The sequence below is a fragment of the Flavobacterium sp. genome, assembly GCF_044377315.1.
In the GTDB taxonomy this organism is placed as follows: domain Bacteria; phylum Bacteroidota; class Bacteroidia; order Flavobacteriales; family Flavobacteriaceae; genus Flavobacterium.
Window position 1 is genome coordinate 74,020 of sequence record NZ_JBILJG010000008.1, and the last position, 9,416, is coordinate 83,435.

General features: G+C 32.5%; 7 protein-coding genes and 1 tRNA gene. 4 read left to right on the top strand and 4 right to left on the bottom strand.

What is annotated here, in order from left to right:
• Positions 1-10: 10 nt before the first annotated feature.
• Together purL and ACIQ66_RS04115 are read right to left on the bottom strand one after the other, a co-directional pair.
• Positions 11-3,703, bottom strand: a complete 3,693-nt coding sequence (gene purL / locus ACIQ66_RS04110) for a phosphoribosylformylglycinamidine synthase (protein ID WP_396211536.1) — start codon at positions 3,701-3,703, stop codon at positions 11-13.
• Positions 3,704-3,889: 186 nt separating this feature from the next.
• Positions 3,890-5,431 (bottom strand): hypothetical protein, encoded by a 1,542-nt coding sequence (locus ACIQ66_RS04115; protein ID WP_396211537.1) that lies wholly within the window; start codon positions 5,429-5,431, stop codon positions 3,890-3,892.
• 134 nt (positions 5,432-5,565) lie between these two features.
• Here ACIQ66_RS04115 and ACIQ66_RS04120 point away from each other — a divergent pair, with 134 nt between their 5' ends.
• From ACIQ66_RS04120 to ACIQ66_RS04135, 4 genes are all read left to right on the top strand, one after another.
• Positions 5,566-5,994: a hotdog fold thioesterase gene (locus tag ACIQ66_RS04120; RefSeq protein WP_396211538.1), complete on the top strand. Its 429-nt coding sequence runs from the start codon at positions 5,566-5,568 to the stop codon at positions 5,992-5,994.
• The gene (locus ACIQ66_RS04125; protein WP_396211539.1) at positions 5,991-7,070 is read left to right on the top strand and encodes a chorismate-binding protein; all 1,080 of its coding nucleotides are present in this window, start codon (positions 5,991-5,993) and stop codon (positions 7,068-7,070) included. Before ACIQ66_RS04120 ends, ACIQ66_RS04125 begins: the two co-directional genes overlap by 4 nt.
• Positions 7,071-7,217: 147 nt before the next feature.
• A complete protein-coding gene (bshB1, locus tag ACIQ66_RS04130) occupies positions 7,218-7,934 on the top strand; it encodes a bacillithiol biosynthesis deacetylase BshB1 (RefSeq protein ID WP_396211540.1) in 717 nt (238 codons plus the stop codon).
• Positions 7,935-7,999: 65 nt separating this feature from the next.
• Positions 8,000-8,073, top strand: a tRNA-His gene (locus ACIQ66_RS04135).
• Between the two features lie 66 nt (positions 8,074-8,139).
• Here the strand turns inward: ACIQ66_RS04135 and ACIQ66_RS04140 are convergent.
• Together ACIQ66_RS04140 and prmA are read right to left on the bottom strand one after the other, a co-directional pair.
• Positions 8,140-8,415, bottom strand: coding sequence for an ATP-dependent Clp protease adaptor ClpS (locus tag ACIQ66_RS04140; protein ID WP_396211541.1), 276 nt, complete (start codon positions 8,413-8,415; stop codon positions 8,140-8,142).
• A gap of 40 nt (positions 8,416-8,455) precedes the next feature.
• Positions 8,456-9,316: a 50S ribosomal protein L11 methyltransferase gene (prmA, locus tag ACIQ66_RS04145; protein WP_396211542.1), complete on the bottom strand. Its 861-nt coding sequence runs from the start codon at positions 9,314-9,316 to the stop codon at positions 8,456-8,458.
• Positions 9,317-9,416 lie beyond the last annotated feature (100 nt).

Here is a 9,416-nt window from a genome sequence, read left to right on the forward strand (position 1 = left end):
TACAAATATATTATTTTTTCTCAATCCAAAGTCTTGCATTCACAAAAGCTTCAATCCAAGGAGAAACTTCATCTTTTTTATCGGTTGGATAGTAAGCCCAATTCCATGGAAATGTAGAGCGCTCAATGTGAGGCATCATTACTAAATGCCTTCCAGTTTTGTCGCATAGCATTGCCGTGTTAAAATCGGAGCCATTTGGATTGGCTGGATAACCTTCGTAAGCGTATTTGGCAACAATATTGTATTTTTCTTCGGTGTAAGGCAATTTGAATTTTCCTTCACCATGTGAAATCCAAACACCAAGAGTTGTTCCAGCCAAAGTATTCAACATCACAGAGTGATTTTCTTGTATAGTCACCGAAGTAAACCCGCTTTCGTGTTTGTGAGAATCGTTATGTTGCATTTTTCCGTGAACTTCATGTTCAGAATTGATTAACTCTAATTCCATAAACAATTGACATCCATTACAAATTCCAACAGAAAGTGTGTCTTCACGTTCAAAAAATTTTTTCAAAGCATTAGTGGCTTTTTCGTTGTATTTAAACGCTCCAGCCCAACCTTTAGCCGAACCTAAAACATCCGAATTAGAGAATCCACCTACAGCACCAATAAATTGAATATCTTCAAGAGTTTCTCTTCCCGAAATCAAATCGGTCATGTGAACGTCTTTTACATCAAATCCAGCTAAGTACATAGCATTAGCCATTTCACGCTCAGAATTACTTCCTTTTTCACGAATAATAGCAGCTTTAGGACGAGGTTTTGTAGCGTCAATTACTGGTTTTAATCCTGTAAAATGACTTGGAAATTTATACTGTAATGGTTGATTTGGAATATTTTCGAAACGCTCTAAAGATTTCCCATTTTTAGTTTGTTTTTGGTCGAGTAGGAAAGAAGTTTCAAACCATAGTTTTCTATAATTTGAGATTTGAAATTTGAGATTTAAAATTTCTAGAATTCCATTTTCTAAAACATTTCCTATTTTGAATACTTCTATTCCTTCAAATGCTTTTTCAAAAACTGCATCATCTTTCGCTTGAAGTACAATTCCAATATTTTCAGCAAATAGAATTTTTACTAAATCTTTTTCTTTAAAACAATCAAAATTTAATTTCATACCTGCTTCCTCAAAAGAGGTAGTTCCCCCTTCGGGGGCTAGGGGGCTAAAACACATTTCTAACAAAGTAGTGATTAATCCACCACTTCCAATATCGTGTCCTGCAACAATTTGTCTATCTTTAATTAACTCTTGAATGGTATTAAACGCCTTCTTGAAAAACTGAGCATCTTTGATAGTTGGAGTTTCTGTACCAATTTTATTTAGAGTTTGAGCAAACGAACTTCCTCCCAATTTAAATTCATCTTGCGATAAATTGATGTAGTAAATTGAACCTTTATTTCTTTGCAAAACAGGTTCTACCACTTTAGTAATATTCGAACAATTTCCTGCTGCTGAAATAATAACCGTTCCAGGAGCAATCACTTCATCGTTTGGATATTTTTGCTTCATTGATAGCGAATCTTTTCCAGTCGGAATATTGATTCCCAATTCGATAGCAAATTCTGAACAAGCTTCAACAGCTTCATACAATCTTGCGTCTTCGCCTTCATTTTTGCAAGCCCACATCCAATTGGCAGAAAGTGAAACCGATTTTAAATTGTCTTTTAAAGGAGCAAAAACGATGTTTGACAAAGCTTCCGCAATTGCATTTCTACTTCCAGCTTTTGGATCAATTAATGCCGAAATAGGAGCGTGCCCAATTGATGTTGCAATTCCTTCTTTTCCGTTATAATCCAAAGCCATTACACCAACATTATTCAATGGCAATTGTAAAGGTCCAGCACATTGTTGTTTGGCAACTTTTCCACCAACACAACGGTCGACTTTATTGGTTAACCAGTCTTTACAAGCAACGGCTTCTAGTTTTAAAACTTCTTCTAAATACGATGGAATATTTTCTTGTAAATAGTCTAAATCACTATAATTTCTAACAATAGTTTTGTCAGTCATAATCGTTTTTGGAGAACTTCCAAAAAAGTCTTCTAGTGCATAATCCATTGGTTTTGCACCAGTAGTTTTCGACTCAAAAGTAAATCTATGGTCATTAGTAACATCACCAACTTGATACATTGGAGATCGTTCTCTATCGGCAATTTTTTGAAGAATTTCGATGTCTTTTTTACTAATAACCAATCCCATTCGTTCTTGCGATTCGTTTCCAATAATTTCTTTTGCAGAAAGGGTAGGGTCGCCAACAGGTAATTTGTCCAAATCTATTAATCCACCTGTTTCTTCGACTAATTCTGAAAGACAATTTAAATGCCCACCAGCGCCGTGATCATGAATAGAAACAATCGGATTTTCATCACTTTCAACCAAACCACGAATGGCATTGGCTGCACGTTTTTGCATTTCAGGATTTGAACGTTGAATTGCATTTAATTCAATTCCAGAGCCGAAAGCTCCTGTATCAGCAGATGAAACGGCAGCTCCACCCATTCCAATTCTATAATTTTCACCACCAAGAATTACGATTTTATCGCCTTCTTGTGGTTTCTTTTTTATAGCTTGATCAAATTTTCCGTAACCAATTCCACCCGCTTGCATGATTACTTTATCGTAACCAAGTTTACGATTTTCTTCTTCATGTTCAAAAGTCAAAACTGAACCAGTAATCAAAGGTTGACCAAATTTATTTCCAAAATCGGAAGCTCCATTGGATGCTTTTATCAAAATATCCATTGGAGTTTGGTACAACCATGGACGTTCAGCCATGGTTTCTTCATATTTTCGGTTGTTAGTCAATCTTGAATACGATGTCATGTAAACCGCAGTTCCTGCTAATGGTAACGAACCTTGTCCACCTGCTAATCTATCTCTAATTTCACCACCAGAACCAGTTGCAGCACCATTAAAAGGTTCAACAGTTGTTGGGAAATTATGTGTTTCTGCTTTTAGAGAAAGTACCGAATCAAATTCTTTTTCTACGTAAAAATCGGGCTTATCAGCACTTTTTGGGGCAAATTGCGTAACTTTTGGACCTTTTACAAAAGCTACATTATCTTTATAGGCCGAAACAATATCATTTGCATTTTCTGATGATGTTTTCTTAATCAATTTGAATAAAGAAGTTTCTTTTTCTATGCCATCAATTATAAAAGTTCCATTGAAAATTTTATGACGGCAATGCTCAGAATTAGCTTGCGAAAAAGCAAAAATTTCTGAATCGGTAAGTTTTCTATTTAATTTTTTTGCTAGATTTTCTAAATAAACAACTTCTTCATCGTTTAAAGCTAAACCTTCTTGTTTGTTGTAAGTTGCAATATCATCAATTTCTAAAATGGCTTCTGGTTGAATATTGATGGTGAATATATCTTGATATAACTCGGTATATTTTTGCGAAAGCATTGGGTCAAAATCTGAAAAATCACTTGAAACTTTCTCAAATTCTTCAATTCTGATAATGCCTTCTATTCCCATATTTTGAGTGATTTCTACAGCATTAGTGCTCCAAGGTGTAATCATAGCGGCACGTGGACCAACAAAAAAATCCGTCTCGTTATTTTTTAACGAGACGGATTTATCTATTTTATGTGCGTTGCCAAAAAGCCAATTTAATTTTGAGATAGTTTCTGCCGACAATTCGTTATTAGATTGAACAGCAAATACAGTAGCGGTTTCGTTTCCGAAAAAGTGAATCATTGTGTTGTGTTGTTGTTAGAGACAATTTGCGAATTGTCCGTATGTTGTTGTGATGCAAATTTAGGTTAAATTGTATGTAGTGCCAAATAAGAAATAAATAGTTTTTAACGAGTTTTTGACAATTTGAATTAAATTAAAAATCGCCATTTTAATGATGACGATTTAATTACAAAATATAAATATTTTTTACTCAGCAATAAATTGATAGGCACCGATATTAGTTCTAGATCTACCCAGAATATCTAATGGCGTTGTAGGTAAAAATGGCGGAATAATCGGATCTAAATCTATCGTTGGCCAAAGTTTATTAGTATCATCATTACTATATTGAGGATTAAACTGTGTTGAATTGGTTGCAATTTTGCAATCTTGATAAAAAAGAGGATTAGTAAAGTTGTAAAAATTTGGATTTGCAATTTGAGAACTAGAATATTTTAGTAAACAATTTTTAAAATTATAAATTAAATCATTATTTCCTTTTTTTTCAATTGCTAATTCTCTCTGATTAGTACCATAAACTATACAATTTGTAAAATTAAAAATGTTTATTGTATTATTTGCGTAAATCGCTTCTATATCCTCGAAATAGTCAGTCAACAAAACAGCTACTTGTTTTGTACTGTTCCAATTATTGTTAAAAGTACAATGGTTAAAATTATTATTTCCGCCATATGTACAAGCCAATGATGCAATTCCACAGTTGTTTATTACAGTATTTGTGCCGTTTATGATAGAAGCTCTTGTTAAAATCCCTATATTAGAACAATTATAAAATTGTGAATTATCAATTTTTACATTTGGACTATTATTATTGGTATTACTTGCTAAAAATAAACCAACAGTTGCGTTTTTCAATGTTAAATGATTTATTTCGTTCACTATTAAACTTTTAGTTCCAGAAAAAATAAAAATAGCACCCCATTGACCTGGTACATCTTCGTAAAAAGGTTCTAATCGATCTCCTTCAAAAGTAACTTCACGTTTTGTGAGTATAACACCTTCTGAATCAGTTAGGTTTAATTTTCCATCAATAATTAACTTTGCTCCATTGTCAACTATTAAAGTAGCATCTTTATGAAAATGAACACTTGTACCTTCTCCAATTGTTAACGTTTTTCCGTTTGGTACTAAAACATTTCCGTATATTACATAAGGTTTTGCATTATTCCAGTTTAATTCATCATCTCTCAAAGTGTGACCTCTAGTTTCAGGATCAAAATTCTCAATGTTTATTGTTTCATATATTTTTGCATCTAAATCTCTATTTGGTTTAATAAAAATGGCGTCTTGAATTAAAGTTACTAAATCTACACTTTGTTGATTAGTTCCAACATCAAAAAGAATTTTATCATTATAAGTAAAATCAGATTCAGTTTCAGCAATATTTACAGTTGTTTCAATAAAAATAAACAAACTATCGTTTGCCAATAATTCTACGTTTTCAAAAGAGCGATTGTTATTTCCAGTCATTCCGTCAACTGTAATACGGTATTTAGAAGATTGACCTTTACCCAATTCAATTTTAGGAATTCTAATATCGTTATTACTTCTGTTATAAACCTTTAATTGATATGTGCTTGAGCCAATATTGGCAAAAATAGTATCCAAATAAATCGTTTTTTCTGAAAACTCTAAACTTCCATTGCTTGGTATAGTTTCAAAGTCTGTTCTACAAGATGTTAGACTACTAAATATTCCGAAAAGGAGTATAATTATTGAATTACGCATATAAATTTTGAATTTGTGTAAAAATAGTAAATAAATAGATAATTAGAAAATCAATCATAATAACGTTAATTAAACTTTTTTAGTCTAGCAATTTTACCCAAATATGTTTTATTTTTACGCAAAAATAAGAATCAATGAGTTTTGATAAAGAAAAAATGCTTCAACTTTGCAATGAATGGTCCAAAAATACCTTGATGGAAACATTAGAAATTGAATATATTGATGCTGGCGAAGATTTTTTAGTTGCTACAATGCCCGTAAATCCTAGAGTGCATCAACCAATGGGTTTATTGCATGGTGGAGCAAGTGTTGCTTTAGCCGAAAGTGTTGGTAGCGCTGCCTCTATAATGTTTGTCAATCCTGAGAAACAAGAAGTACGAGGCATTGAAATTTCTGCTAATCATGTTAGAAGCAAGAGAGAAGGAAAGGTTACAGCTACCGCTAAAATTCTTCACAAAGGGGCAAGTATTCATCTTTGGGAAATTAGAATTGTAGATGAAGCAGACAAATTAATATCGTTATGTAAACTAACAAATATGATTTTACCAAGTAAGGGACGATGAGCGAATTATTCAATAAGATAAAAGTTCAATTTGAAAACAATTTGCCTTTTGCGGTTTATTGCAAACCAAGTTCTAATCGAATAATTGCGCTTTTGCAACATGATAAATCGTATCAAAAAGTTAGTAAAACAAACACAAGTGGTTTTATTTTTACTTCATTTGATGGAAAATCAAGTTGTTTAATTCCAAAAAATAATTCCAATATAATTGTTGAAATAGTCGATGATTCCACTTTTTTTCTTCAAAAAAACCGTCGAAATGAAATTGATTATGAAGTAAAAAGTAAATATGAAAGCCTCATTCAAAAAGGGATTGATGCTATAAATAATAATGAGTTTGAAAAAGTAGTTTTATCTCGAAAAGAAAAAGTTGCTATCAGAAAATTTGATATTGAAACCACTTTTTATAATTTGATTCAAAATTATGAAACTGCATTTAAATATTGTTTCTTTCATCCCGAAATTGGTTTGTGGATGGGTGCATCGCCAGAACAATTCTTAAAAGTTGATAATGATGTGATTAAAACCGTTGCATTAGCTGGAACGCAGTTATTTTCTGAAAATGAAATAGTTAACTGGAATAAAAAAGAAACACAAGAGCAGCAGATTGTTACAGATTTTATTGTAAAAAGTTTGCAAAAATATGTTACCAATGTTTCTGTTTCAAGTCCGTTTACACAACGTGCAGGAAATTTAGCGCACATAAAAACAGATATTGAAGCCAAAATCACCAATATTTTTGATTTAGATAAAATTATTGAATCTTTGCATCCAACACCAGCTGTTTGTGGTTTTCCAAAAGAAATAGCAAAAAAGTTTATCATAGAAAATGAAGGTTATGATAGAGAATTTTACACTGGTTTTATGGGAGAATGGAACAAAAATTTTTTAACATGGGAAGATTTAAAGTTTGATTTATTCGTAAATTTAAGATGTATGAAAATTGAATTAATGTCCAATGGTGAAATGGCTGAAGCGACATTATTTATTGGTGGCGGCATAACAAAAGATAGTATTCCTGAAAATGAATATTTGGAAACAGTGAATAAGTCTATGACGATGAAAAAAGTGTTGTAGAGGTACGAGATACAAAATACGAGTTACGAAGTATAAAAATAAAGTTATAAAATATGAAATCGCCACTAACAAATTGTTTGTGTAAACAAACACCAATAATAAAAAGGCGATTCCATATGTTACCGCTTAAAAATAAAATTTAAACATATGAAATTAGATATATTGGCTTTTGGCGCACATCCAGATGATGTTGAGTTGAGTTGTAGTGGAACTATTGCCAAAGAAATTTCGCTTGGAAAAAAAGTCGGGATTATTGATTTGACACGTGGTGAATTAGGAACACGTGGTTCGGCCGAGATTCGTGATGTTGAAGCTGCCAATGCTGCCAAAATTCTTGGAGTTCATGTTAGAGAAAACTTGAATATGCGCGATGGTTTTTTTGTAAATGATGAAAAACACCAACTTGAAATCATAAAAATGATTCGTAAATACAAACCTGAAATTGTATTGTGTAACGCTATTGATGACAGGCATATTGACCACGGAAAAGGAAGTAAATTGGTTAGTGACGCTTGTTTTTTATCGGGTTTAAGAAGGATAGAAACACAATTGGAAAACGTTAATCAAGAAGTTTGGCGACCAAAAGTGGTTTATCATTATATACAATGGAAAGTTTTAGAACCCGATTTTGTGGTCGATATTACTGGTTTTATGGATATTAAGGAACAATCAATTTTGGCATACAGTTCTCAGTTTTATGACCCAAATTCAAACGAACCTGAATCGCCAATTAGTTCTAAAAACTTTTTGGATAGTGTTCGTTACAGAGCTAATGATTTGGGTAGGATAGTAGGAGTAGAAAGTGCCGAAGGCTATACGGTTGAAAGATATTTGACTGTCAATAGCTTAAGCGATTTGAGATAAATTTTTCACTTTTTTCTTTGTAAACGAAAAGTTTAATAGTATATTTGCACCCGTATTTATACATGGTGGTTGTAGCTCAGCTGGTTAGAGTATTGGTTTGTGGTGCCGAGGGTCGCCGGTTCGAACCCGGTCAGCCACCCTTTTAAAAGTAAAAAGCTCTGAAGAAATTCAGAGCTTTTTTTATGTTTTTGTTTAAAATTTTACTTTAAACTATTTCTGCACTTAATCCTGCTTCGAGTAATTGTGAGCATTTTGGTTTTAGTTCGTCGTAAGAACCCGTCTTTACAGTGCATTTTCCTTTATAATGAACCAAAATAGCACATTGTTCAGCTTGTTCAGACGTGTGATCACAAACTCTGATTAGAGTGTCTATTACATGATCAAAAGTATTTACATCATCATTGTAAAGCACAATTTCGTTGTTAATTCCAACTAATTCTTCTACCGCAACTTCTTCTTGTACTTTTTCTATTGTACTCATACTTTTAGTTTATAAGTTTGAAAGGTTATGAGTTTAAAAGTTATTTATGGTATTTCAATGAAACCCAATTGTTTCTTTCAAATTTCTTATCATATTTCAATCCTTTTTCGGTGCATGAAGCATCTATAAACGAAATGTCTTCATTGTAAAAACCACTCAATAAAAGTATTCCGTTCGGATTTAAACAATCAACATAAGTTTGCATATCGTTTAGCAAAATATTACGATTGATATTTGCTATAATTAAATCATAATTTTTGCCAGCCAATAGTGTTGCTTCTCCTTCATAAACCGAAATTTGGCTGCAATTATTTCGTTCACAGTTTTCAATTGAATTCAAATAACACCAATTGTCAATATCAATGGCATCAATAGGTTTTGCGCCTTTCATTTCTGCTAAAATAGCTAAAATTGCAGTTCCACAACCCATGTCGAGTGTTTTCATATTCGCAATTTCCATTTCTAGAAGATGCTGAATCATCATGTGTGTTGTTTCATGATGACCAGTTCCAAAACTCATTTTAGGTTCGATAACTATATCAAATTCTGCACCAGTTATAGGATGAAAGGGTGCTCTTACGTGACATTTTCCATCAACATCAATTGGCTCGAAGTTTTTTTCCCATTCTTCATTCCAGTTCACTTGATCAATTTCTTCTACTTTGTACGAAATAGTAAATTCAGGTGAATTTAGTATATAAATATCTTCCAAAATAGCTTCAAACCACAAATCTTTTTGAATGTAAGCTGTAATTCCAAATTCGGTTTCAATGAAACTTTCAAAAGGCTTTTCGCCTAATTCAGCAACAAGAATTTCCGAACCCAATTGCTTCGCCAGTTCGCTATCGCTCGTGTCTTTTGGTTCAACTGTAAAATGGTAACCTAAATAGATGTTTGACATGTTTTTTGTTTTCAATAATTAACGCAAAACAGCGCCTAATTCATTTTCAAAATTCTTCTGTAATTTGCTCATAACTTTATCAATTTGTTCATCGGTCAAA

Bases quoted from the DNA above. Each gene is read 5' to 3' on its own strand.
- purL (WP_396211536.1), bottom strand. From the start codon at position 3,703: ATGATTCACTTTTTCGGAAACGAAACCGCTACTGTATTTGCTGTTCAA.
- ACIQ66_RS04115 (WP_396211537.1), bottom strand. From the start codon at position 5,431: ATGCGTAATTCAATAATTATACTCCTTTTCGGAATATTTAGTAGTCTA.
- ACIQ66_RS04120 (WP_396211538.1), top strand. From the start codon at position 5,566: ATGAGTTTTGATAAAGAAAAAATGCTTCAACTTTGCAATGAATGGTCC.
- ACIQ66_RS04125 (WP_396211539.1), top strand. From the start codon at position 5,991: ATGAGCGAATTATTCAATAAGATAAAAGTTCAATTTGAAAACAATTTG.
- bshB1 (WP_396211540.1), top strand. From the start codon at position 7,218: ATGAAATTAGATATATTGGCTTTTGGCGCACATCCAGATGATGTTGAG.
- ACIQ66_RS04140 (WP_396211541.1), bottom strand. From the start codon at position 8,415: ATGAGTACAATAGAAAAAGTACAAGAAGAAGTTGCGGTAGAAGAATTA.
- prmA (WP_396211542.1), bottom strand. From the start codon at position 9,316: ATGTCAAACATCTATTTAGGTTACCATTTTACAGTTGAACCAAAAGAC.